The sequence below is a fragment of the Geodermatophilus sp. SYSU D00779 genome (genome assembly GCF_054050595.1).
On sequence record NZ_JBJGZQ010000002.1, the window covers coordinates 70,442 to 93,577 of the forward strand.

The window sequence follows — 23,136 nt, forward strand, 5'->3', positions numbered from 1 at the left end:
GGTCCGTGCGGAACCCGCGGCGGTGGGCCACCCTGGGCGGCATGCCGCTGCCCGGCCGGGAGAACCCGGTCCTCCTCCTCGGTCCCCTGCTGCGGCACGTCGACCCGGTGTCGGCCACCGTGTGGGTGGAGACCGACCGGCCCTGCGAGGTGACGGTGCTCGGCCGCCGCGCCCGCACCTTCTGCGTGGGCGGCCACCACTACGCCCTCGTCGTCGTCGAGGGGCTCGAACCGGGCAGCGTCACGCCCTACGAGGTGCACCTCGACGGCGAGCTGGTGTGGCCGCAGACCTCGTCCCCGTTCCCGCCCAGCCGGATCCGGACGCCGGGCCGGCCCGGGCCCTTCACCATCGCCTTCGGCTCCTGCCGCTACGCCACCCCGAGCACCGTCGACGCCGCCGAGGGCATCCCGCCCGACGCGCTGGACAGCTACGCCGCGCGGCTGACCGGACAGCCCGAGGACACCTGGCCCGACGCGCTGGTGCTGCTCGGTGACCAGGTCTACGCCGACGAGCTGACGCACGCGACCCGTCAGTGGCTGTCGCTGCGCCGGCAGCGGCCGGCCCCGCAGGACGCCCAGGTCGACGACTTCGAGGAGTACACCCGGCTCTACGCGGAGTCCTGGAGCGACCCCCAGGTGCGCTGGCTGCTGTCCACCGTGCCGTCGTCGATGATCTTCGACGACCACGAGATGATCGACGACTGGAACACCTCCGCCGCCTGGCGGCGCAAGGTGACCGGGCAGGACTGGTGGACCCGCCGGATCTGCGGCGGCCTGGTCAGCTACTGGGTCTACCAGCACCTGGGCAACCTCAGCCCCCAGGAGCTGGCCGAGAACGCCACCTGGCAGGCGGTGCAGGAGCACCGGGACGACGCCGAGCCCGTGCTCCAGGCGATGGCCGAGGCCGCCGACCGCGATCCGCGCTCGGTCCGCTGGAGCTACGTGCGGCACTGGGGCGAGGCGCGGATGATCATGGTCGACAGCCGGGCCGGCCGGGTGCTGGACGAGTCCGCGCGGGGGATGCTCGACGAGGACGAGTTCGCCTGGGTCGAGGCGGCGATGCGCCGCGCCGTGGACGAGGGCGTCGAGCACCTGGTGCTGGGCACCTCCCTGCCGTGGCTGCTGCCGCACGCCATCCACGAGGTCGAGCGGTGGAACGAGACGCTCGTCCGGCGGCACCTGGGCCGTCCGCTGGGCTGGGTCTCCGAGCAGCTGCGGCAGGCCGCGGACCTCGAGCACTGGTCGGCGTTCGGCGACTCCTTCGAGCGGCTGGGCCGGGCCCTGGTCGCCCTGGCCCGGGGCGAGCAGGGCCGGGCGCCGGCGACCGTGCTGGTGCTCTCCGGTGACGTCCACCACGCCTACGCCGCCGAGCTCGTGGCCCCCGACGGTCTGACCACGCGGGTGCACCAGCTGACCGTGTCGCCGCTGCACAACCAGGCGCCGCACCCGATCCGGGTGGGCTTCCGCATCGGGTGGAGCCGCTGGGCCCGCCGGCTGACCACGGGGCTGTCCCGCCTGGCGCGGGTCCGCCCCTCGGAGCTGGACTGGGCCAAGCAGGCCGGCCCCTACTTCGGCAACCAGCTCGGCGAGCTGGTCCTGCACGACCGCGACGCCTCCTTCCGGTTGTTCGTCACCCACCGGGTGGACGCGGGTCAGGAGCGGCTGGAGCTGGTCGCCGACCTGCCGCTGTCGGACCCGGTCCCGGCGGAGGTGACAGGCTGACGAGGTGAGCGACCCCCTCGGCACGCGACCCGCTCCGGGCCCCGACCAGCCGCCGATCCCGGTGCGGCTGGTCACCTTCAACACCCACCACGGCGTCGGGGACGACGGCCGGCACGACCTGCCGCGACTGGCCACGGTGCTCGCCGCGGCCGACGCCGACCTCATCTGCCTGCAGGAGGTGGACCGGTACTACGGCGGGCGCAGCGAGGACGTCGACCAGGCGCTGCTGCTCTCCCGGGCGCTGGACATGCAACTGGCCTGGGGCCCGGCGATCGACGAGCCGCGCCGGGACAGGGGGCCGCGCCGGCAGTACGGCAACGCGCTGCTGTCGCGGTTGCCGATCCTCGTCAGCGACGTCCACCCGCTGCCCGGCGGCGGCGAGCCGCGCAGCGCGCTGCGGACCATGGTCGAGCTCGACGGTGCCGCGCTGTGGGTGACGACCACCCACCTGTCCACCCGCTCGCCGCAGGAGCGCGCCGAGCAGCTCGCCGCGATCGCGCAGCTGCACACCGAGCCGATGCAGACCGGCGTCCTCGTCGGGGACTTCAACGCCGACCCGGGCGCCCCGGAGCTGGCTCCGCTGACCGGGCGGTTCGCCGACGCCTGGGAGCTGGCCCCCGACCGCGAGGACCGGGCCGGGTGGCGGTTCTGGCACGCCCGCCAGGGCGGGACGCACCCCGCCCGGCGTCCGCACCGGCGGATCGACCAGGTGTGGGTCTCCCCCGGCGTCGGGGTGACCCGCGCGCACGTGCTCGACGGCGCCGGCGCCTCCGACCACCTGCCCCTGGTCGTCGACCTCGAGGTCCGGTCCGGCGTCTGACGCCGCACACCACGATCGACGTGGGTCGTGCGGCGGAGGTCGGACGACCTCGATCGGCGGAGGACGGGCTCGGGGGCGTCGCTGCTCGCGCAAGCGAGATGGGGCTCCTGGTCGGACGGCGGCGTCGGCGATGCCGACGTGGCCGAAGCGTCGGACGTGGGACACGAGCCGCATCCCCCGGCGCTCGCCCGTACGCCGGAGGCGGTGCGGCCGGCGCATCGAGCCGCACCGCGGTCAGGCGGGCTCGGCCTCGCGCAGGCGCTGGCTGATGACGCCGGTGATGCCGTCCCCGCGCATGCTCACCCCGTAGAGGGCGTCGGCGATCTCCATCGTCCGCTTCTGGTGCGTGATGACGATCAGCTGCGAGGTCGCGCGGAGCTGCTCGACGAGGGTCAGCAACCGGCCGAGGTTGACGTCGTCGAGGGCGGCCTCGACCTCGTCGAGCACGTAGAACGGCGAGGGTCGGGCCCGGAAGATGGCCACGAGCAGCGCGACGGCGGTCAGCGAGCGCTCGCCACCGGAGAGCAGCGAGAGCCGCTTGACCTTCTTGCCCGGCGGTCGGGCCTCGACCTCGACACCGGTGGTCAGCATGTCCTCGGGGTCGGTGAGGTGCAGCCGTCCGTGCCCGCCCGGGAAGAGGACGGCGAAGACCTGCTCGAACTCCCGCTGCACGTCGGCGAAGGCCGAGGCGAAGACGTCGTGGATCCGCCCGTCGACCTCGCGGACGACGGTGAGCAGGTCGCGGCGGGTGGCCTTGAGGTCCTCGAGCTGCGTGGCCAGGAAACCGTGCCGCTCCTCGAGCGCCGCGAACTCCTCCAGCGCCAGCGGGTTGACCTTGCCGAGCGTGGCCAGGTCGCGCTCGGCCTTCGCGGCGCGACGCTCCTGGGCGGCCCGGTCGTAGGGCACCGGGACGGGCTCGGGCTCGCCGGCGTCCTGCGCGGCCGCGAGCTGCGCGGGGGTGGGCGGCACCGGGGCCGCCGGGCCGTACTCGGCCAGCAGGGTGGACAGGTCGACGCCGTACTCCTCGGCGGCCCGGTCCTCCAGCGCCTCGATGCGGTAGCGCTGCTCGGCGCGGGCCACCTCGTCGCGGTGCACCTCGTCGGTCAGCCGCTCCAGCTCCGCCGTGGCCGACCGGACGGCGGCGCGCACCTCGAGCAGCTCGGCCTCGCGGGCGGTCCGCACGCGGGCGAGCCCGTCGCGCTCCGCGGCCGCCCGCTCCAGGGACGACGCCAGCGCGGTCAGCGCCGTCTCCGCGCCCGACCGCACGCGGGCGGCGACCTGCGCACCGCGCTCCCGGGCGACGCGGGCCGCCGCGGCGCGCTCGCGGGCGGCCCGCTCCTGGCGGGCCTGCCGGCGCAGCGACTCCGCCCGCCCGGACAGCGCCCGGGCCCGCTCCTCGGCGGTGCGCACCGCCAGCCGCGCCTCGGTCTCGGCCTGCCGGGCCGCGGCCGCCGCCAGCCGCAGCCGGTCGCGCTCGGCGGGGTCGGGCTCCTCCTCCACCGGCGCGGCCTCCGCTTCCGCCAGCCGCTCCGCCAGCCCGGCGAGCGCGGTCTGCGCCTGCTCGAGCGCCTGCTCGGCGCGCACCCGGGCGGCCGCGGAGCGCTCGGCCTCGGCGGTGGCCGACCGGGCGGCCGCGCCGAGCTCGGCCAGCTGCGCGGCGACGGCGGAGCGGCTGCGGTCGGCGGCCTGGCGGGCGGCGAGGGCCTCGTCGACGTCGGCGGAGCGGGCGCGGGCGGTCTCCCGCGCGGCGGCCAGCCGGTCGGCGAGCTCGGCGGCGCGCGCGGACGCGGCGGCCAGCTCCCGCTCGGCGTCGTCCACCCGGGCGCGGACCTCCAGGCCGGACGGCGCGTCGGCCTGGCCGCCGACCGACCAGTCCGAGCCGACCAGGTCACCGTCGGCGGTCACCGCCCGCACCCGCGGGTGGCGGCCGACGAGGGTGACGGCGACGTCGAGCGAGGGAACGACGGCGACGCGGTCCAGCGCGCGGTCCAGGGCGGGGTGCAGCTCCGCGGGGGCGTCGACGAGGTCGCGGGCCCAGCGCACGCCCTCGGGCAGCTGCGGCCAGCCCTCGCGCGGCAGCGCCGGCAGGCCGCCGGTGACCAGCAGCCCGGCCCGGCCGCCGTCGACGGCCTTGAGGTGGGCGAGCGCGGCGGCGGCACCGGCGACGGAGTCGACGACGAGCGCGTCGGCCAGGCCGGCCAGGGCCGCGGACAGCGGGACCTCGGCGCCGGGGGCGACGGTGACCCGCTCGGTCACCGGGCCCAGCACGCCCGGCAGCCCGGCGGCGAGCACTGCGGCCGCGCCGTCGGCGGGGGCCAGGCCCTGGGCCAGGGTGTCGCGCCGGGCCTGCGCGGAGGCGCGGTCGCGCTCGGCGGCCCGCTCGGCGGCGACCAGCTCGGTGACCGCCTTCGCGGCCTCGGTGTGCGCAGCGACGGCGTCCTGGTGCGCGGTGACGAGGGCGACGTCGCCGTCCTCCTGCTCGGCGACCGCCTCGCGGCGCTCGGCCAGCCGCTCGGCGGCGACCTCGGCGCGGTCGGCGGCCTCGCCGGCGGCCAGCGCCAGGCGCTCGATCTCCGACTCCCCCGCGGCGACGCGGGAACGTGCGGCGGCGACCTGGCCGGAGAGCCGGGCCAGGCCCTCGCGGCGGTCGGCCAGCGCGCGGGCGGCGGCGACCCAGGATCGCTCGGCCTCGGCGAGCGCGGCCTCGACCTCGGTGCGGGCGGCGACCGCGGCGGCCAGGCGACCGCGCTCGGATTCCAGCCCGGCGGCGAGCTGGGCCTCGGTGGCGGCAACCCGGTCGGCCTCGGCCTCGAGCTGCTCGGGGTCCCGGCCGGCGGCGGCCGCGGGCGGCGCGGCGGAGAGGTGGCGGTGCCGTTCGCCGGCCAGCTGCGCGATGCCGCGGAAGCGCTCGGTGAGGGCGGAGAGCCGGTACCAGGTGTCCTGGGCGGCGGCCAGCAGCGGGGCGTTCGCGGCGAGGTCGCTCTCCAGCGCCGACTCGCGCGCCGACGTCCGTGCCAGGTCGGCCTCGACGACGGTGCGCCGCGCCCGGGCGGCGGTCTCGTCGGCGACGTCCTTGTCCAGCGCGTCGCGCAGCTGCACCAGGTCGTCGGCGAGCAGCCGCAGCCGGGCGTCGCGGAGATCGGCCTGCACGCCCGCCGCACGGCGGGCGACCTCGGCCTGCCGGCCCAGCGGCTTGAGCTGACGGCGCAGCTCGGCGGTGAGGTCGGCCAGCCGGTCGAGGTTGGCCTGCATCGCCTCGAGCTTGCGGAGCGCCTTCTCCTTGCGCTTGCGGTGCTTGAGGACGCCGGCGGCCTCCTCGATGAAGGCGCGGCGGTCCTCGGGGCGGCCGGAGAGGACGGCGTCGAGCTGGCCCTGGCCGACGATCACGTGCATCTCGCGGCCGATGCCCGAGTCGCTGAGCAGCTCCTGGACGTCGAGCAGCCGGACCTTGTCCCCGTTGATCTCGTACTCGCTCTCCCCTGAGCGGTACATCCGCCGGGTGATCGAGACCTCGGTGTAGTCGATCGGCAGGGCGCCGTCGGCGTTGTCGATCGTGAGGGTCACCTCGGCCCGGCCCAGGGCCGGGCGGCCGGCAGTGCCGGCGAAGATGACGTCCTCCATCTTGCCGCCGCGCAGGCTCTTGGCGCCCTGCTCGCCCAGGACCCAGGCGATGGCGTCGACGACGTTGGACTTCCCGGAGCCGTTGGGTCCGACGACGGCGGTGATCCCCGGCTCGAGGCGCAGGGTCGTCGCGGAGGCGAAGGACTTGAAGCCCTTCAGCGTCAGGCTCGAGAGGTGCACAAGATCAGGTGCTCAGCCGCGGGCGCGGGCGACCCCGGCCCCGTTCAGGGGCTCGCCGCCCTGGGTGTGCGGAGGGCGGGGAGGACGGGGTCCTCTGACGAGGTGCGGGGCCCTCTGTCAGGCCAGCGCGGGCTCGGCGTTGTCGCCGGCCAGGCTGAGCAGCTCGTGGGCGATGGCGGCCTCGCGTTGGGTGCGCAGCTCTTCCAGTTCCTGCTCCAGACGACGCACCTTGGCCCGCAGGACGGCGTTCTCCTCGGCTACTCGGAGCTCCGCGGGGGCGACGACGTGACCGAACAGGGCCTTGGCCATGGCAACAACGGCCTTTCGACTGCGTGAGGGGATGACCTGCGCCCCGTAAGACGGTCGGCGCGGTCCGTGTGTTCCCAGGGTGACAGGCCCGGACACGCAGGTCAACGGGCACACCCCGACGCTCCCGTGTCGGGGACGTGTCACGTTCGTCACGCCGTCGTGAACCCGGTACTGCCCTCGACCGGCTCGTCCCGGACGTCGACCCGCGTCACCGCGCCGGGCGCCCGCGGGCCCTGCAGGTCGGCCAGGACGGCGTCCACCGCGGCGTCCGGTCCCTCGAGGACGACCTCGACGCGCCCGTCGGGCAGGTTGGTGGCCGAGCCGGCCAGCCCCGCCGCCTCGGCCCGCCCGCGGACGAACCAGCGGTAGCCGACGCCCTGCACCGAGCCCGAGACCAGGGCCACCGCGCGCCGCGTCACGACTCCTCCCACCCGCTCCCGCGGGGCGCTCCGCTCCTCGCTGCGGTGCCCACCTGTCCACTCACGACCGGCGGGCCCTCGGGCGCGGCTGGCAGCGCGGGCAGCTGTAGCTGGAGCGGTTCATGAACGACTCGCGCACGATCGGCGTCCCGCAGCGCGGACAGGGCCGGTCGGCCTGGCCGTAGACAGCGAGGTGCCGGGAGAAGTAGCCGCTCTGCCCGTTGACGTCGACGTAGAGCGAGTCGAAGGAGGTGCCGCCCTGGGCGAGGCTCTCGGTCAGCACGTCCCGCACCCCCTCCAGCAGGTCGGCGACCTGCGCCCGCGTGAGCCGGTCGGTCGGGCGGTTGCCGTGCAGCCGGGCCCGCCACAGCGACTCGTCGGCGTAGATGTTGCCGACCCCGCCGATCAGCGTCTGGTCCAGCAGCGCCCGCTTGACCTCGGTGCGCCGACGGCGCAGCGCCGCGCTGAACCCGTCGGCGTCGAAGCCCTCGTCCAGCGGGTCGATGGCGATGTGCGCCAGCCGGGCCGGGATGTCGTCCGCACTGGCTCCGCCCGCCCCACCGCCCCCGGCGCAGTCCTCCACCACCAGCCCGCCGAACGTGCGCTGGTCGACGAAACGCAGCTCGCGGCCCCCGTCGGTGAAGGTGAAGCGGGCACGCAGGTGCGTCTCGTCGGGCTGGGAGGGCTTCTCGACCAGCAGCTGGCCGCTCATCCCGAGGTGCGCGACGAGCGCCTGACCGGCGGGCGTGCCATCGGCCTCGGCCAGGGGCAGCCACAGGTACTTGCCGCGCCGGTGGGCGGCGGTCAGCGTGCGTCCGGTCAGCGCGGCGACGAAGTGGTCGACGCCCTCCAGGTGGCGGCGCACCGCACGCGGGTGACGCACCTCGACGGCGGCGACGGTGCGCCCGGCGACCCAGCGCTCCAGACCGCGCCGGACCACCTCGACCTCGGGCAGCTCTGGCACGCCGGCTCAGCTCGCCCCGGACTCGGCCGGGACGGCCGCACCGTCTAGCGCCTCACCGTCGGTTCCCCCGCCGTCCGGGCCGGCGCCGTCGGACAGCGCGCGCCAGGCGGCCTCCGCGGCCTCCTGCTCGGCGGCCTTCTTGGTGCGGCCGGACCCGCGGCCGTGGACGGTGCCGGAGAGGACGACGGCGGCGGTGAAGGTCTTGGCGTGGTCGGGACCGGTGTCCTCGACCACGTAGGTCGGCGCACCGAGGCCGAGCCGGGCGCCCAGCTCCTGGAGGCTGGTCTTCCAGTCCAGGCCGGCGCCGCGGGTGGCGGCCTGGTCGAGCAGCGGGTCGAACAGCCGGTGCACGATCACCGCGGCGGTCTCCAGGCCCAGCCCGACGTGCACGGCGCCGATGAGCGCCTCCACCGCGTCGGCGAGGATCGAGTCCTTGTCCCGGCCGCCGGTGGTCTCCTCGCCGCGGCCCAGCAGCAGGTGCGGGCCCAGGCCGCCGTCCCCGAGCCGGCGGGCGACGCCGGCCAGCGAGGCCATGTTGACCACCGAGGCGCGCAGCTTGGCCAGCCGGCCCTCGGGCAGCTCGGGGTGGCGCCGGTAGAGCTCGTCGGTGACGACCAGCCCGAGCACCGAGTCCCCGAGGAACTCCAGCCGCTCGTTGGTCGGCAGCCCGCCGTGCTCGTAGGCGTAGGAGCGGTGGGTCAGCGCCAACGCCAGCAGGCCGCCGGGCAGCTCGACACCGAGGGCGTCGAGGAGCCAGGCGGCCGCGCGGTCGGCGTGCGCCGCACCCGCCGGGGAGCGGCCGGCGGCCCCGCCCGGAGCGGGCTGGGTACCGGTGGCCGTCGTCCCCACGGCTGGTCCTGCCGGGGTCAGACCGAGAGGACCTGACGGCCCGCGTACTGCCCGCAGTTCGGGCAGGCCTGGTGCGGCGGCTTGGGCTGGCCGCAGGCCCGGTTCGGGCACGGCGTCAGGGTCGGCGCGGAGGCCTTCCACTGCGAACGCCGGGCACGGGTGTTGGCGCGGGACATCTTCCGCTTCGGGACGGCCACGTCAGTTCTCCTCTGGGTTGTCCGCAGCGGGGGTGCCCGGTGCGGCGGCGAAACGGCCGGCGAGCCCGGCCCAGCGCGGGTCGAGCTGCTCGTGCGTGTGGTCGGCGGGCAGGTCGTCGAGCCGCTGCCCGCAGTCGACGCACAGGCCGGCGCAGTCCTCGGTGCAAGTCGGCGCCAGCGGCAGGCTCAGGACGACGAGGTCGCGGACCATCGGCTCGAGGTCGAGGTGCTCGCCCTCGACGCGGCGGACCTCGTCCTCCTCGCTGGTGGCCTCGGTGGTGCTGCCCTCGTAGGCGAACAGCTCCTGGACGTCGAGCTCCAGGGTGTCCTCGATCGGCTCCAGGCAGCGCGCGCACGAGCCGGCGACGGGGACGTCGACCTCCCCGGAGACCAGCACGCCCTCCATGACCGACTCCAGCCGCAGCCGCAGCCGGACCTCGGCGCCCTCGGGGACGCCGATGAGCTCGACCCGCCAGTCGGCGGGTGCCGGGAGCGTGCGCTCGATCTCCTGCATCGAGCCGGCGCGGCGACCGAGCTCCCGCAGGTCCACGAACCAGGGGTGGGCGGCGGGACGCCGGGCGTCCGTGGACGCGGCGCCTGGGCGGGGCGGCGGTGCGGCAGGCATGTCAGTACTCGCGGTAGGCATCGGGGGAGGTGGCCAGCCGGGGTGCGGGGACCTCCGGCGGTCGGACCAGGGACCCAGCCTACCCGATGGGGAGCGACGCCGTTCCGGAGTGGAGGTGGTCCCTCAGCTGTCGCGGAGGCTGGCCCGCGCCTTCTCGACCGAGCGCAGCATCCGCTCGAGCGTGCCGCCGAAGTCGGCAAGCCGGGTGTCGACGTACTCGTCGACCTCGGTGCGCATCCGGGCGACGTCCGCCGCGGTCTGCGCGCCGAGCTCGTCGGCGCGGTCGACCGCGCCCCGGTAGACCTCGGTCTCGCTGATCAGCCGCTCGTGCTCGGCCTGCGCGGCCGCCAGGATCTCCGCCTGCTGGGCCTGCCCGTCGGCGATCAGCGCCTCGCGGTGCCGGCGGGCCTCCTCGACGATCTGCTGGGCCTCCTCCTCAGCCTGGGCGAGCAGGTCCTCGGCCTCGGCCTGGGCGCGGGCGAGCAGGTCGTCGCGCTGCCGGCGGGCCGTGCCGAGGATCTCCTCGCGCTGCCGCCGGGCCGCCCCGACCGCCTGCTCGGTCTCGCTGCGGATGCGGCCGGTCAGCCGCTCGGCCTCGGCCTGCGCCTGCTGCAGGATCTCGGTGCGCTGCTCGACGATCGCCCCGGCCTTGTGCACCTCGGCGGGCAGGTTCTCCCGGAGGTCGTCGAGCAGGTCGAGCAGGACGTCGCGGGGCACCATGCACGAGCCGCCGGACATCGGCACGCTGCGGGCGTTCTCGATGACGCTGCTCAGCTCGTCGACGGTCTCGTAGAGCCGGTAGACGACCTCGGTCACGTCCCCTCCTCGCTGGCGCTCGTCGGCGCCGCGACCGGCGGTGCCGCGCCCTCGCGCGACCTCGCGAGCTCGGTCACGTCCCCTCCTCGCTGGCGCTCGTCGGCGCCGCGACCGGCGGTGCCGCGTCCCCGCGCGACCTCGCGAGCTCGGTCACGGCCCCTGCTCCCGGTGCGCGGTGAGCCGTTCCTGCACGACCTTGGGGACCAGCCCCGAGACGTCGCCGCCGAAGGTGGCGATCTGCTTCACCAGGCTGGAGGACAGGTGCCCGACCTGGGGGGCGGTGGGCACGAAGAGCGTCTCCACCCCCGCCAGCTCGCGGTTCATCTGCGCCATCTGCAGCTCGTACTCGAAGTCGCTGACCGCGCGCAGCCCCTTGACGATCACGGGGATGTCCTTGGCGCGGCAGTAGTCGACGAGCAGGCCCTGGAAGCTGTCGACGGTCACGTTGGGCACGTCCGCGACCGCGTCGCGCAGCAGGGCCATGCGCTCGTCGACGCTGAACAGCCCGGCCTTGCCGGGGTTGACCAGGACGGCGACCACGAGTTCGTCGTAGAGGCCCGCCGCCCTGGTGATGACGTCGACGTGGCCGTTCGTCACGGGGTCGAACGACCCGGGGCAGACCGCTCGCCTCACGGACAGCGACCGTACCGGAGCACGGCCTCCCCATAGCGGCGCTCGCGCAGTCCGCGCAGCGGTGTCGGCCACTCGAAGGGTTCCTCGCGGCTGGAGCGCTCGACGACGACCACGGCGTCCTCGGCCAGCCACTCCCCCGCGACCAGCGCCTCGAGCACCCGGAGGACCTCGGGCAGCGGCGTGGCGTAGGGCGGGTCGGCGAGGACGACGTCGAAGCGGGCCGGCGGCGGCCCGGCGACCACCGTGGGCACCGAGCCGGACACCACCCGTGCGCCGGGCAGGCCCACCGCGTCGATGTTGGCGCGCAGCACCGGCAGCACCCGCGGGCCGTTCTCGACGAACACCACCTGGGCCGCGCCGCGGCTGAGCGCCTCGAGGCCCAGGGCGCCGGAGCCGGCGTAGAGGTCCAGGACGGCGGCGCCCTCGAGGTCGGTCAGCGTCGAGAGGCTGTTGAACAACCCCTCCCGGGCGCGGTCGCCGGTGGGCCGCACACCCGACGGCGGCACCCTCAGCCGACGACCTCCGGCGGTGCCGGCGATGATCCTGGTCACGCCTTCTCGAGGTACTCGGCGCGCTCGTCGGTGGCCAGCGCGGCCACCTCCATCGCCAGGCCCGGGTGGTCGGCGAGACCACCCTCGGTCTCCAGCAGGGAGGCGGCCTCGGCGCGCGCCTCGGCGATGAGCTCCTCGTCCTCCAGCAGCGACAGCAGCTTGATGCCGGAGCGGCGGCCGGACTGGGCGGCGCCGAGCACGTCGCCCTCGCGGCGGGTCTCGAGGTCCAGCCGGGCCAGCTCGAATCCGTCGGAGGTCCCGGCGACCGCGGCCAGCCGCTGCCCGGTGGCCGAGGTGGTGGGCGCCTCGGAGACCAGCAGGCACAGTCCCTGGTGCTTGCCGCGGGCGACCCGGCCGCGGAGCTGGTGCAGCTGGCTGACGCCGAAGCGGTCGGCGTCCATGACGACCATCACGGTGGCGTTGGGCACGTCGACGCCCACCTCGACGACGGTGGTGGCCACCAGGACGTCGACCTCGCCGGCCGCGAAGGCCCGCATCCGCGCCTCCTTGTCCTCCGGCGTCATCCGGCCGTGCAGGACCTCCAGGCGCAGCCCGGCCAGCGGCCCCTCGCGCAGCTGCTCGGCGACGTCGAGGACGGCCAGCGGCGGACGGCGGCCCGGGCCCTCCTCGGCGGGAGCGCCGTCGGCGTCGTCGGGCTCCTCCTCGGTGGCGGCGTCCTCGCCGATCCGCGGGCAGACGACGTAGGCCTGGCGGCCGGCGGCCACCTCCTCGCGCAGCCGCTCCCAGGCGCGGTCGAGCCAGGCCGGCTTGTCCCGGACCGGGACCACCGAGCTGGCCACGCCGCCGCGCCCACCGGGCAGCTGGCGCAGCGTGGAGGTCTCCAGGTCGCCGTAGACGGTCATCGCGACCGTGCGCGGGATCGGCGTGGCGGTCATGACCAGCACGTGCGGGGGCCGGTTGCCCTTGGCCCGCAGCGCGTCGCGCTGCTCGACGCCGAAGCGGTGCTGCTCGTCGACGACGACCAGGCCGAGGTCGGCGAAGTCCACGCCCGCCTGCAGCAGCGCGTGCGTGCCGACGACGATGCCGGCGCTGCCGTCGGCGACCGCGGCGCGCCCCTCCCGCCGCGCGGCGGCCTTCTGCGAACCGGTGAGCAGCACCACGCGGGTGCCGGCCGGGTCGCCGTCCAGCTCGCCGGCGCGGCCCAGCGGCCCGAGCATCGCGCTGATGCTGCGCGCGTGCTGGGCGGCGAGCACCTCGGTGGGGGCCAGCAGCGCGGCCTGCCCGCCGGCGTCGACGACCTGGGCCATGGCCCGCAGCGCGACGACGGTCTTGCCCGCACCGACCTCGCCCTGCAGCAGCCGGTGCATGGGCTGCTCGCGGGCGAGCTCCGCGGCCAGCTCCTCCCCCACCTCGCGCTGGCCCTCGGTGAGCGCGAAGGGCAGCGCCGCGTCGACGGCGTCCAGCAGCCCGCCGGACCGCCGGTGACGGGCCACGCCCGGCTCCAGAGCGGCGGCGCGGCGGCGGGCGGCGAGGGTCAGCTGGAGGGTGAGCGCCTCGTCCCACTTGAGCCGGTGCTCCGCGCGCTCGACGTCCTCGTCGGAGGTGGGCCGGTGGATGTCGAGCAGCGCGGCCGGGAGGCTGGGCAGCCCGTGCCGGACGCGCATCTCCTCGGGCAGCGGGTCCTCGACGAAGCCGAAGCCGCCGGAGGCGTCGAGCAGCAGCCGCACCGAGCGCTGGATCACCCAGCTGGAGACCTCCTTGCTGGCCGGGTAGATCGGGATGAGCGCACGGGCCCAGTCGACGTCCTCGTCGTCCCCGGTCATGAGGTGGCAGTCGGGGTGGGCGAACTGCAGCCTGCTGCGGTACTCGCTGACCGTGCCGGCGAACAGCCCCCAGGCGCCGGGCACCAGACGGGTGTGCCGGTGGTTGAAGAAGACCAGCTTCATCGTCCCGGCGCCGTCGCCGACGGTGACCTCGGTGAGGGTGCCGCGCCGCTGCCGCATCGGGCGGCTGTCGACCGACCGGACCTGGGCCAGCACGGTCACCCGGTCGCCGACCTGCAGGTCGTCGAGGCGGGTCATCTCCCCCCGCTTGGCGTAGCGGTGCGGGTAGTGCCGCAGCAGGTCGCGCACGGTGTGCAGACCCAGCGACTCCGCCATCGCCTTGGCGGTCCTGGCACCGAGCACCCGGTCCAGCCGGGTCGTCATCCCCACCGCCATCACTCCACCCCCACCTGGAGCGGGACCCCCTCGGGCGCGCCGTCGTAGCGGGAGACCTCGACCGTCGGGTGGACGCCCGCGAGGTGCGCGCACACGGCGTCGGCGAGCTCGGCGTCCGGGCCCACGACCAGGGTGACCAGCTCGCCGCCGGCCGACAGCATGCGGTCGAGCAGCTCGCAGGCGACGGCGACCGGCTCCGCACCGATGAGCAGGACGTCGCCCTCCGCGGAGCCGAGCACGTCGCCGGGCGAGCAGCGCCCCGCGCTGGTCAGCGCCTCCTGCTCGGCGACGGTGAGCTGGGCCCAGCGGGTCGCCGCGGCCGCCTCGGCCATGGTGATGACGTCGTCGCCGAAGCGCCGGCTGGGGTCGGCGACGGCCAGCGCGGCCAGGCCCTGCACCGGCGAGCGGGTGGGGACGACGGCGACGTCGCGGCCCTCCTCGCGGGCACGCTCCGCGGCGCGGGAGGCCAGTGCGGTCAGCGTCGGGTGGTTGGGCAGCACGACCACGCCGGCCGCGCCGGACCCCAGGACGGCGGCGAGCACGTCGTCCTCCCGCACGCCGTCGGGCCCGCAGGGGACGACGGCGGCGCCCTCGTCGGAGAACAACCGGGTCAGCCCGCCGTCGGGGACGATCGCCACGACCGCCCGCGCGTCGGGCACCGGCGCCGGCGGTCGCACCGGGGCCAGCGGGGTGACCGAGATGCGGTACGGGCGCCCCGCCTCGATGCCGGCCTCGATCGCGGCGCCGACGTCGGCGACGTGCACGTGCACGTTCCACTCGCGCCCGCCGGGGGTGTCGACGCCGACGACCACCAGGCTGTCGCCGAGGGCGGCCAGCCGCTCGTGCAGCTGCGCCACGGCGGCCTCGTCGCTGTCGGCCAGCAGGTACTGCACCTCGCTGCCCGGCCCGGCCGGCGGCTGGTGCGGCAGGTCGCCGTGGTCGTGGGCGTGGTGGGGGTGCCCGCGCTGGGGCCGGCGGGCCAGTGACGGGCGGTCGGGCTCGACGCCGGTCACCGTGGTCACCAGCGCGTCGAGGACGAGGCACAGCCCCGCTCCCCCGGCGTCGACCACCCCGGCGTCGCGGAGCACGGTCAGCTGCCCGGGCGTCGCCTCGAGCGCAGCGCGGGCGCCGTCGGCCGCGGCCCGCACGACCTCGCCCAGGGCGTCGTGCCCGGCCGCGACCGCGGCGACCGCCGCCTCGGCACCGGCCCGCGCGACCGTGAGGAACGTCCCCTCCTCGGGGTCGGCGACCGCGCCGTAGGCGGTGTCGGCGGCCTTCTGCAGGGCCGCGGCGAGGGTCGGCCCGTCGGCCGGGGGCTGCCCGGCGAGCTGGTCGGCCAGCCCGCGCCACAGCTGGGCGAGGATGGTGCCGGAGTTGCCGCGGGCGCCCAGCACCGCGCCGCGGGCCAGCAGCGCCCAGGCCGGCTCGGTGCCGCCCTCCCCTGCCTCGTCGAGCGCGGCCACGGCGGCCTCGGCGGTGGCCAGCAGGTTCGTGCCGGTGTCGCCGTCGGGGACGGGGAAGACGTTGAGGTCGTCGATGCGGCTCCGGGCCGCGGACAGGACGGCGACCGCGGCCCGGCACCACTGGCCGACCGCGGCGTCGTCGAGCGCCGGCAGCACGGCCGGAGGGTACCCACGCGGACCGACGACGCCGGGTGCACGACCGGGCGGAGGCGTGGTCCCGCCGACCTCCGCGACGTCTCCGCCGAGGACCGGTTAGACTCTCCGTTGGTCTGTGTGCGGGCGCGTCGGCGTGCCGCCGTCCGTGAGCGAATCTTCTGGGAGTGATCCACCGTGGCTGCCGTGTGCGATGTCTGTGGCAAGGGGCCCGGTTTCGGTATGTCGGTGTCGCACTCGCACCGGCGGACGCCGCGCCGTTGGAACCCGAACATCCAGTCCGTGCGGGCGCTCGTCGCCCCGGGCAACCGTCGCCGCATCAACGCCTGCACCTCGTGCATCCGCGCGGGCAAGGTCGTGCGCGCCTGACGGTCGCCCCCGGCGGCCAGGAGCGGGGCCTCAGCCGATGCCGCGGGCGCGGGCCGCCTCGACCACCAGGTCGACCACCGTCTGCTGCGGCAGCGCGGTGCTGTCGATCACGAGGTGGTAGATGCGCGGCGAGGTCGCGTCGACCCGGTAGGACCGGCGCACGTACCCCTCGCGCGCCGCGTCGTTGGCCCGCAGCTCCCGCCGCACCTCGTCGCGCGGGCGTCCGGTGCGCGCCACCACCGCGTCGAGCCGCCGCTCCTCGGGTCCGTCCAGGCGGACGTGCAGCGCGTCGGGACGGTCGCCGAGCACCAGCGCGGCGGCCCGGCCGAGGACCACCCCGCCCTGCCCGTCGGCGATCTCGCGCACCACCCGCTCGGTCTGCAGGCGGAACGTCCGCTCGTCGAGCTGCTCGGTCACCGGGACGACGCCGCCCATCGGGTCGGGCATGGTGCCCAGCGAGGCGACGATCCGCCACAGCCCGCGGGCGACGTTCTCGTCGTTGGCCTCCGCCTCGGCCAGCGGGACGCCGAGCCGGCCGGCCACCTGCGCGGGGATGGCCCGGTCGTGGAAGACCAGGCCCAGCCGCGCGGCGACCGCCGGGCCGACCAGGTCACCGCCGGCGCCGTAGGAGGCCGAGATCGTCACCACACCGGCTCCGCTCACCGCTCCTCCTCACCGGTCAGCCGCTTGCCCAGGAACACCGCCCCGGGCAGACCCGCGTACACGCCGTACCCGGGTGCAGGGGTGTAGCCGAGTGCGGCGTACAGCGCCAGCGCCTCGGGCTGCCGGGACCCCGAGTTCAGCACCACCGAGCGGGCGCCGGCCGCGGCCGCGCTGTCCTCGAGCGCGGCCATGAGCAGCTGCGCCAGGCCCTGCCGGCGGAACTCCGGCGCCACGTACACGCGCTTGACCTCGGCCACGCCAGGGGCGTGCACCCGCCACCCGCCGCACCCCGCGGGGACGCCGTCCACCTCGGCCACGAGGAACAGCCCCGCCGGGGCCTCGAACTCGGCCGGGCCGACCACGGCCTCGTCGGGCCCGCCGTAGCGGGTCACGTACTCCTGCTGCACGCGGCCGACGAGCTCGCGCGCCAGCGGGTCGTCGTAGGGCACCGCCCGCAGCACCACCGGGCGGCCGTCGGCCAGCCGGGCGTCAGCGGAAGTGCGCATGACCGGTCCCCTCCGCCCCGACGGCCGCGGCGACCGCCTCGGCCGGCTCGCCGTCCACCCGCACCCCCGGCTCGCCCCCGCGCACCGTGCCGATCCGCGCCCAGCCCTCCGGCAGGTCGGCACCGGCCGGGAAGGTGGCCAGCATCGCGTGGTCCTCGCCGCCGGTGAGCACCCAGGCCATCGGGTCCCCGCCGAGGGCGGCCGCGACCTGCTGCAGCGGGCCGGGCAGCTCGAGGGTCGCCCGGACCAGAGCGGCCCGGTCGACGTCGACGAGCACGCCGCTCTCCTCCGCGACGTGCCCCGCGTCGGCGAGCAGCCCGTCGCTGACGTCGCACATCGCCGTCGCGCCCGCCTCGGCCGCGGCCGGGCCGGCCGCGTACGGCGGCGCCGGACGGCGGTGCGCGGCCACCGCGGCGGCCGGGCTGGTGAACCCGCGCCGCAGCACGGCCAGGCCGCACGCCGACCAGCCCAGCCGGCCGGCCAGAGCCAGCACGTCGCCGGGCCGGGCACCCGAGCGCAGCACCGGCGCCCGCCCTCCCAGGTCACCCAGCGCGGTCACCGACAGGACGACGCCCCCGCTGTCCGGGGCCGCGGACACCGTGTCGCCGCCCACGACGGCCGCTCCCAGCGGCGCGCACTCCGCGGCCAGCCCGGCGGCCACCCCCTCCAGCCACGTCGTCGGGGTGTCCGGCGGGCAGGCCAGGCCGACCAGCAGCGCGGTCGCCACCCCGCCCATCGCGGCCACGTCGGCGAGGTTGGCCGCCGCCGCCTTGTGCCCGACGTCCTCGGCCGACGACCAGTCGCGCCGGAAGTGCCGGCCCTCGACCAGGACGTCGGTGGTGGCGACCACGCGACCGTCGGGGGCCCGCAGCACGGCCGCGTCGTCGCCGGGCCCGACCTCGGCGACCCGCGCGACGCCGGACCGCGCGAGCACGCGAGCGATCACGCCGAACTCGCCGACGACCCGCACGCTGTCGGCGGGGTCGTCGCGCGGGACCAGCGGACGAGGACGAGTCACCGGTCCCTCCAGCTCACTGCGGTAGGTTGCGCAACTGTCCGCCCACCGGCGCGGACGCCGCACCCGCAACGCCAGCCGAGGAAAGGTCTCCCGTGGTCCACGCCTACATCCTCATCCAGACCGAAGTCGGCAAGGCCGCCCAGGTGGCGTCGACCATCAGCGAGATCGCGGGTGTCACCAAGGCCGAGGACGTCACGGGCCCCTACGACGTGATCGTCCGGGCCGAGGCCGAGACCGTCGACGAGCTCGGTCGGCTGGTCGTCGCCCGCGTGCAGTCGGTCGACGGCATCACCCGCACGCTGACCTGCCCCGTCGTCAACATCTGAGCGCCCTGACCGAGAACCCCACCCCGGAGCCCGGTCCGCCGCCGCGGCCCTCCCGGCCGGACGACCCCCTGCGGCGCGTGGCGCTCGTCGTCACGGCCGTCGTCCTGCCGCTGGTGGTCGTGCTGCTGGTGCTCACCCGCGTCCTCGGTGGGGACGACGCCGGCGACCGGACCGACGACGCGGTCGCCGACGTCGAGGGCACGCAGGCGCCCGAGCGGGCCGACCTGCCGCCGCTGCCGGTGGACGTGCCACCGGTGACCCCGGAGGCCGACGCGAACTGCCCGGCGCTCATGGGCGCCCTGCCGCTGGAACTGGCCGGCGAGCAGTCCCGCCCGGTCCAGTCCGACTCCCCGTACGCCTACGCCTGGGGCGAGCCGCCGGTGGTGCTCGTCTGCGGTGTCGAGCGGCCCGCCGCGCTGGAGCCGACGTCCCCGCTCATCCAGGTCAACGGCGTCGAGTGGCTGGTCGACACCACCGACCCGGACAGCATCGTCTGGACCGCCGTCGACCGGCCGGTCTACCTGCAGGTGACCGTCTCCGCGGACACCGACTCCGCACCGGTCACCGCCCTCGGCCCGGTCATCACCGGGACGCTCCCCGCCCAGCCGGTCGACGCCGGCGGCTGAGCCGGCGACCCCGAGGAACCGGGATGGGATCCGCGTCGATCAGCGCAGGCACGGGTGCGGGACGCCCTCGTCGCTCCGGCCATCAGTGCGGTGCCGACATCCGCCGCGCACCGGGTGACCCGCTGAGGCGAGCAGCGAGCTGATGGCCCGGTTCGTCCTGTCGGTGATGCCGTTCGCCGGACACGTGACCCCGACGCTGGCCCTGGCAGCCGAGCTGGTGGGCCGCGGTCACGACGTCGTGGTGTACACCGGCGCCAAATACGCGCCGCGCTTCGCCGCGGTGGGCGCGCGCTGGGAACCGTGGCGGCAGGCGCCCGACTTCGACGACGCCGACCTCGCCGCCACCTTCCCGCAGGTGGGCACCGGCAAGGGAGTCCGGGCGGGTCGGGCCAACGGCGAGCACGTCGTCCTGGGCACCGGCGCCGGTCAGGTTCGGGACCTGGTGACGCTGGCCGAGCGGGTCCGCCCCGACGCGATCGTCACCGACCAGATGTCCGTCGGTGGTGCTCTGGCCGCCGAGGTGCTGGGGCTCCCGTTCGCCACCGTGGCGGTGATCCCGCTCGTGCTGGCCAGCCGACACCTGCCGCCGCCGGGGATGCGACTGGGACCTGCGTCCACGGCGGCCGGACGAGCCCGGGACGCCGCACTCCGGGCCCTGGCCGGCGCCGGGACCCGCCGGCTGCTCGACCCGATCATCACGGGTGTCCGCGCCCAGGTGGGCCTCGGTCCGGCCCCGGTGTCCGGCTTCGACGGGTTGTTCTCCACCCGGCTGGTGCTCGCCCAGGGTGTCCCCGGCTTCGACTACCCCCGGCCGGACCTGCCGGCGTGGGTCCACTACGTCGGCCGGCTCGCCCCGCCGCCCTCGCCGGGTGTCTCCCAGGAGCTGCCCCAGTGGTGGTCCGAGCTGGTCGAGGCCCGGGCCGAGGGCCGACCCGTGGTGCACGTCTCCCAGGGCACGTTGCACGTCGACCCCGGGGACCTCCTCCGGCCCGCGCTCTCCGGTCTGGCCGACAGCGGCGCGCTCGTCGTGGCGACCACGGGCCGGGACACCACGGGGTCTCTCGGACCCGTGCCGCCCAACGCCCGCGTCGCACCCTTCCTGCCCTACGACCTGCTGCTGCCCCTGGTCGACGTCATGGTGAGCAACGGCGGCTGGAGCAGCGTCCTGGCCTCGGTCGCGGCCGGTGTCCCGCTCGTCGTGGCAGGCGCGGACCTGGACAAGCCCGAGGTGGCCCGGCGGGTGGCGTGGAGCGGCGTCGGTGTGGACCTCCGCACCGGTCACCCCCGCGCGGCGCGCGTCCGGGACGCCGTCGACCGGGTGCTCGCCGAGCCCGCGATGCGCGAGACGGCACAGCGGTTGTCGCAGGACCTCGCCGCGGCCGGTGGCGCGGGGCGGGCCGCTGAGCTCGTCGAGGAGTCGCTCACCGGACCGTGACGGCCGGCACAGCCTCGTCGGACACCCCGCCCACCGGGAGCCCCGGCTCACGGGGACGGGAGGCGCTCCAGCTGGGCCGCCACGACGGCCCGGACCTCCGCGGTCGCCGACTCCACCGACCCGGAGACGGCGGTGACCGCCACGCTGAACGCCCCGCGCGCGCACCAGGCGAGAGCGGCCGGTGCAGCCACCCCCGCCGCCGGGGCGCCCTCCTCGAGTTGCAGCAGCCGGCAGCCCGGGGGCAGGTCCGGCGGGTCCTCGCGCAGCAGGCCGCCGTAGACCTCGGCCTCGTGGGCGGCCAGGTCCGCGGTGAACGCCGCGGCGCCGTCGGTCGTCTCGAACTGGTGGGCAGCGACGGTGGTCAGCGGCCCGGATCCCGAGCCCCAGTAGCGCTCCCAGCCGAAGCGGTAGCCGTAGTCGTCGAGCACCTCGCGCTCACGGGCGGCGTCCTCGGCGTAGCCGGCGACGTCCTCGACCAGCTTCTCCCCGGCCGGGGGTGAGAGGGCGTCGTCGGGCACGCGCGGCAGGCCGGAGGGCACCGCGGGGACGACGAGGCCCTCGAGCTGCCGGGGCGTGTCCGGTGTCGCCGCGGCCGGTGCGGCGGAGGAGTCGCCGTCCGTCGAGGTGGCGCAGCCGGTCAGCAGGGCCAGCAGCAGCGCCAGCCCGCCGCGCCGGACGGCCGCCACCGGGCTCACGCCCGGGTGCCGTCCAACGTCGGGTGGCCGGCGGCGGTCGGCGCGACGGCCAGGGCGACCTCGACCAGCCGGTCCACCAGCGCGGTGAAGTCGACGCCCGAGGCCGCCCACATCCGCGGGTACATCGAGATCGGCGTGAACCCCGGCATGGTGTTCACCTCGTTGACCACGAGCCGTTCGGCGCCGTCGGGGCCGGTGCCGAGGAAGAAGTCGACCCGCGCCAGGCCGCGGCAGTCCATCGCCAGGTACGCGCGGCAGGCCGCCTCCTGCACCGCCCGGGTCTGCTCGGGGGTGAGGTCCGCGGGGACGTCGAAGTCCGCGGCGTCGTCGAGGTACTTGGCCGCGAAGTCGTACCAGTCCGTGCCCGGGTGCAGCCGGATCTCCGCCGGGAGGCTCGCCTGCGGCAGCCCGCCGCCGGGCGTGGCCAGGACGCCGCACTCGATCTCCCGCCCGGGGACGGCGGCCTCGACGACCACCTTGGCGTCGACCGCGGCGGCGGTCGCGACGGCCTCGGGCAACTGCGCCCAGTCGGTGACCTTCGTGATCCCGATGCTGGAGCCGGCCCGCGAGGGCTTGACGAACACCGGCAGGCCCAGACGCTCCCGGGTGGGGTCGTCGAGCAGCGTGGGGTCGGGCGACAGCGCCCCGGAGGGGTCGCGCAGCACCACGTGGTCGCCCTGGGGCAGCCCGGCGGCGGTGAGGAGCTTCTTGGTGAACTCCTTGTCCATCGACGCCGCGCTGGCGAAGACGCCCGAGCCGACGTAGGGGATGCCGCTCATCTCCAGCAGCCCCTGGATGGTGCCGTCCTCGCCGTAGGCGCCGTGCAGCACGGGGAAGACGACGTCCACGGCGATCCGCTCCCCCGTGCCGTCCAGGCGCTGCAGGCCGCGCCCGCTCGGGTCGCCGACCAGCGTCACCGGGGTCCCGCCGGCGACCTCCGGCAGCGCGCCGTCGACGATCGCCAGCCGCTGCCCCGGGTCGGTCAGCACCCAGCCGCCGTCGCGGGTGATGCCCACGGGGACGACGTCGTACCGGTCCGGGTCCAGCGCCGCGAGGACGGCCCCGGCGGAGACGCAGGAGATGGGGTGTTCCGCGCTGCGGCCGCCGAAGACCACCGCGATCCGCCGCTTGCCCGCCTGTCCGCTCATCGCGGCCGACCCTAGTCGAGGCCCTCCACCGCGCCCGGACGACGGGCAGGACGGACCTATCGCGTCCGGATGTGGGAACCTCGACCCGATGAACGCAGCCGGAACGGCGACGACCTCGCGCAGGCTGCGCCTGGCGGGGGCCGCCGTCCACCTCTACACCGCGATCGGCTCGGTGCTCGGGCTGCTCATCGTGCTGGCCGCGTTCGACGGCGACGCGGTGGCCGCCCTGTGGCTGGGCCTGGTGGCCCTCGTCGTCGACGGCACCGACGGGATGCTGGCCCGCCGGCTGCGGGTCAAGGAGACGATCCCCTGGTTCGACGGCGCCCGGCTCGACGACATCGTCGACTACCTCACGTACGCCTTCGCGCCGGTGGTGCTGCTGTGGACGACCGGGTCGCTGCCCGGCGGCGCCGCGGGGTGGGTCGTCGCCGCGCTGCCGCTGCTGGCCTCCTGCTACCAGTTCTGCCGGGTCGACGCGAAGACCGAGGACCACGCGTTCCTGGGCTTCCCGAGCTACTGGAACGTGGTCGCCTTCTACGCCGTCGTCCTCGACCTGGCCCCGGCGGTGGTCGCCACGGTGCTCGTCGTGTGCTCGGCGCTGGTGTTCGTGCCGGTGCGCTACCTCTACCCGTCGCGGACGAAGGCACTGCGCGGGCTGAGCCTGGCGCTGACGGCCGTCTGGCTGGCCACCTACGCCGTCCTGCTGGTGCAGGTGCCCGACCCGCACCCAATCGTGGTGGCCCTGTCGCTGGCCTACCTCGGGTACTACGTCGGGGTGAGCCTGTGGCTGACCGCCCGGGCGGCTCGCCGCCGGCGGGCCGAGTTCGCCGCGGCCGCCTGAAAGAGGAC

General features: G+C 76.2%; 24 protein-coding genes. 7 read left to right on the forward strand and 17 right to left on the reverse strand.

Annotated features, from left to right (window positions below):
• Positions 1 to 41: 41 nt before the first annotated feature.
• Both ACI79G_RS01685 and ACI79G_RS01690 read left to right on the forward strand, forming a co-directional pair.
• Complete coding sequence (locus ACI79G_RS01685; protein WP_456879116.1) at positions 42 to 1,721, forward strand: alkaline phosphatase D family protein; 1,680 nt, start codon at positions 42 to 44, stop codon at positions 1,719 to 1,721.
• 4 nt (positions 1,722 to 1,725) lie between these two features.
• Positions 1,726 to 2,541, forward strand: coding sequence for an endonuclease/exonuclease/phosphatase family protein (locus tag ACI79G_RS01690; RefSeq protein WP_456879117.1), 816 nt, complete (start codon positions 1,726 to 1,728; stop codon positions 2,539 to 2,541).
• 234 nt (positions 2,542 to 2,775) lie between these two features.
• Here ACI79G_RS01690 and smc read toward each other — a convergent pair whose 3' ends face one another.
• The 12 genes from smc to ACI79G_RS01750 all read right to left on the reverse strand — a co-directional run bounded on the left by smc (position 2,776) and on the right by ACI79G_RS01750 (position 15,504).
• Entirely contained in the window at positions 2,776 to 6,342 is a 3,567-nt protein-coding gene (gene smc / locus ACI79G_RS01695; RefSeq protein ID WP_456879119.1) for a chromosome segregation protein SMC, read from the reverse strand.
• Positions 6,343 to 6,459: 117 nt separating this feature from the next.
• Complete coding sequence (locus tag ACI79G_RS01700; protein WP_091212440.1) at positions 6,460 to 6,651, reverse strand: hypothetical protein; 192 nt, start codon at positions 6,649 to 6,651, stop codon at positions 6,460 to 6,462.
• A 149-nt stretch (positions 6,652 to 6,800) separates the two neighbouring features.
• Positions 6,801 to 7,070 (reverse strand): acylphosphatase, encoded by a 270-nt coding sequence (locus ACI79G_RS01705; RefSeq protein ID WP_245699866.1) that lies wholly within the window; start codon positions 7,068 to 7,070, stop codon positions 6,801 to 6,803.
• A 61-nt stretch (positions 7,071 to 7,131) separates the two neighbouring features.
• Positions 7,132 to 8,034: a bifunctional DNA-formamidopyrimidine glycosylase/DNA-(apurinic or apyrimidinic site) lyase gene (gene mutM / locus ACI79G_RS01710; protein ID WP_456879121.1), complete on the reverse strand. Its 903-nt coding sequence runs from the start codon at positions 8,032 to 8,034 to the stop codon at positions 7,132 to 7,134.
• 6 nt (positions 8,035 to 8,040) lie between these two features.
• Positions 8,041 to 8,883 (reverse strand): ribonuclease III, encoded by an 843-nt coding sequence (gene rnc, locus ACI79G_RS01715; RefSeq protein WP_456879123.1) that lies wholly within the window; start codon positions 8,881 to 8,883, stop codon positions 8,041 to 8,043.
• A 17-nt stretch (positions 8,884 to 8,900) separates the two neighbouring features.
• Positions 8,901 to 9,080 (reverse strand): 50S ribosomal protein L32, encoded by a 180-nt coding sequence (gene rpmF, locus ACI79G_RS01720; protein ID WP_012950020.1) that lies wholly within the window; start codon positions 9,078 to 9,080, stop codon positions 8,901 to 8,903.
• Position 9,081: 1 nt separating this feature from the next.
• A complete protein-coding gene (locus tag ACI79G_RS01725) occupies positions 9,082 to 9,630 on the reverse strand; it encodes a YceD family protein (protein WP_456879124.1) in 549 nt (182 codons plus the stop codon).
• A gap of 198 nt (positions 9,631 to 9,828) precedes the next feature.
• Positions 9,829 to 10,521 carry a hypothetical protein gene (locus ACI79G_RS01730; protein ID WP_456879126.1) on the reverse strand — a complete coding sequence of 231 codons (693 nt, stop codon included), beginning with the start codon at positions 10,519 to 10,521 and terminating at the stop codon, positions 9,829 to 9,831.
• A gap of 150 nt (positions 10,522 to 10,671) precedes the next feature.
• A complete protein-coding gene (coaD, locus tag ACI79G_RS01735) occupies positions 10,672 to 11,154 on the reverse strand; it encodes a pantetheine-phosphate adenylyltransferase (protein ID WP_456879127.1) in 483 nt (160 codons plus the stop codon).
• Positions 11,151 to 11,705: a 16S rRNA (guanine(966)-N(2))-methyltransferase RsmD gene (gene rsmD, locus ACI79G_RS01740; protein WP_456879129.1), complete on the reverse strand. Its 555-nt coding sequence runs from the start codon at positions 11,703 to 11,705 to the stop codon at positions 11,151 to 11,153. The genes coaD and rsmD overlap by 4 nt, the downstream gene beginning before the upstream one ends.
• A complete protein-coding gene (gene recG, locus ACI79G_RS01745; protein ID WP_456879130.1) occupies positions 11,702 to 13,873 on the reverse strand; it encodes an ATP-dependent DNA helicase RecG in 2,172 nt (723 codons plus the stop codon). Before recG ends, rsmD begins: the two co-directional genes overlap by 4 nt.
• Positions 13,874 to 13,884: 11 nt before the next feature.
• On the reverse strand, positions 13,885 to 15,504 hold the full coding sequence (locus ACI79G_RS01750; RefSeq protein WP_456879132.1) for a DAK2 domain-containing protein: 1,620 nt from the start codon (positions 15,502 to 15,504) through the stop codon (positions 13,885 to 13,887).
• Between the two features lie 183 nt (positions 15,505 to 15,687).
• Here ACI79G_RS01750 and rpmB point away from each other — a divergent pair, with 183 nt between their 5' ends.
• Positions 15,688 to 15,870 (forward strand): 50S ribosomal protein L28, encoded by a 183-nt coding sequence (rpmB, locus tag ACI79G_RS01755; RefSeq protein WP_425283681.1) that lies wholly within the window; start codon positions 15,688 to 15,690, stop codon positions 15,868 to 15,870.
• Between the two features lie 30 nt (positions 15,871 to 15,900).
• Here rpmB and ACI79G_RS01760 read toward each other — a convergent pair whose 3' ends face one another.
• Genes ACI79G_RS01760 through ACI79G_RS01770 form a run of 3 tightly spaced genes read right to left on the reverse strand, consistent with a single transcriptional unit; the run spans position 15,901 to position 18,057 of the window.
• Complete coding sequence (locus ACI79G_RS01760; protein ID WP_456879134.1) at positions 15,901 to 16,533, reverse strand: cytidylate kinase-like family protein; 633 nt, start codon at positions 16,531 to 16,533, stop codon at positions 15,901 to 15,903.
• Positions 16,530 to 17,039, reverse strand: coding sequence for a GNAT family N-acetyltransferase (locus tag ACI79G_RS01765; protein ID WP_456879136.1), 510 nt, complete (start codon positions 17,037 to 17,039; stop codon positions 16,530 to 16,532). Before ACI79G_RS01765 ends, ACI79G_RS01760 begins: the two co-directional genes overlap by 4 nt.
• Positions 17,023 to 18,057 carry a thiamine-phosphate kinase gene (locus tag ACI79G_RS01770; RefSeq protein WP_456879138.1) on the reverse strand — a complete coding sequence of 345 codons (1,035 nt, stop codon included), beginning with the start codon at positions 18,055 to 18,057 and terminating at the stop codon, positions 17,023 to 17,025. Before ACI79G_RS01770 ends, ACI79G_RS01765 begins: the two co-directional genes overlap by 17 nt.
• 92 nt (positions 18,058 to 18,149) lie before the next feature.
• Here ACI79G_RS01770 and ACI79G_RS01775 point away from each other — a divergent pair, with 92 nt between their 5' ends.
• From ACI79G_RS01775 to ACI79G_RS01785, 3 genes are all read left to right on the forward strand, one after another.
• Complete coding sequence (locus ACI79G_RS01775) at positions 18,150 to 18,383, forward strand: Lrp/AsnC ligand binding domain-containing protein (RefSeq protein ID WP_091212468.1); 234 nt, start codon at positions 18,150 to 18,152, stop codon at positions 18,381 to 18,383.
• Between the two features lie 77 nt (positions 18,384 to 18,460).
• Complete coding sequence (locus ACI79G_RS01780; protein WP_456879141.1) at positions 18,461 to 19,009, forward strand: DUF3515 domain-containing protein; 549 nt, start codon at positions 18,461 to 18,463, stop codon at positions 19,007 to 19,009.
• A gap of 142 nt (positions 19,010 to 19,151) precedes the next feature.
• On the forward strand, positions 19,152 to 20,444 hold the full coding sequence (locus ACI79G_RS01785) for a glycosyltransferase (RefSeq protein ID WP_456879143.1): 1,293 nt from the start codon (positions 19,152 to 19,154) through the stop codon (positions 20,442 to 20,444).
• 47 nt (positions 20,445 to 20,491) lie between these two features.
• On the opposite strand, the gene ACI79G_RS01790 is transcribed toward ACI79G_RS01785, so the two are convergent.
• Positions 20,492 to 21,139 carry a hypothetical protein gene (locus tag ACI79G_RS01790; RefSeq protein ID WP_456879145.1) on the reverse strand — a complete coding sequence of 216 codons (648 nt, stop codon included), beginning with the start codon at positions 21,137 to 21,139 and terminating at the stop codon, positions 20,492 to 20,494.
• Complete coding sequence (locus ACI79G_RS01795) at positions 21,136 to 22,287, reverse strand: D-alanine--D-alanine ligase family protein (protein WP_456879147.1); 1,152 nt, start codon at positions 22,285 to 22,287, stop codon at positions 21,136 to 21,138. Before ACI79G_RS01795 ends, ACI79G_RS01790 begins: the two co-directional genes overlap by 4 nt.
• An 88-nt stretch (positions 22,288 to 22,375) precedes the next feature.
• Here ACI79G_RS01795 and ACI79G_RS01800 point away from each other — a divergent pair, with 88 nt between their 5' ends.
• Positions 22,376 to 23,128 carry a CDP-alcohol phosphatidyltransferase family protein gene (locus ACI79G_RS01800; protein WP_456879150.1) on the forward strand — a complete coding sequence of 251 codons (753 nt, stop codon included), beginning with the start codon at positions 22,376 to 22,378 and terminating at the stop codon, positions 23,126 to 23,128.
• Positions 23,129 to 23,136: the final 8 nt, after the last annotated feature.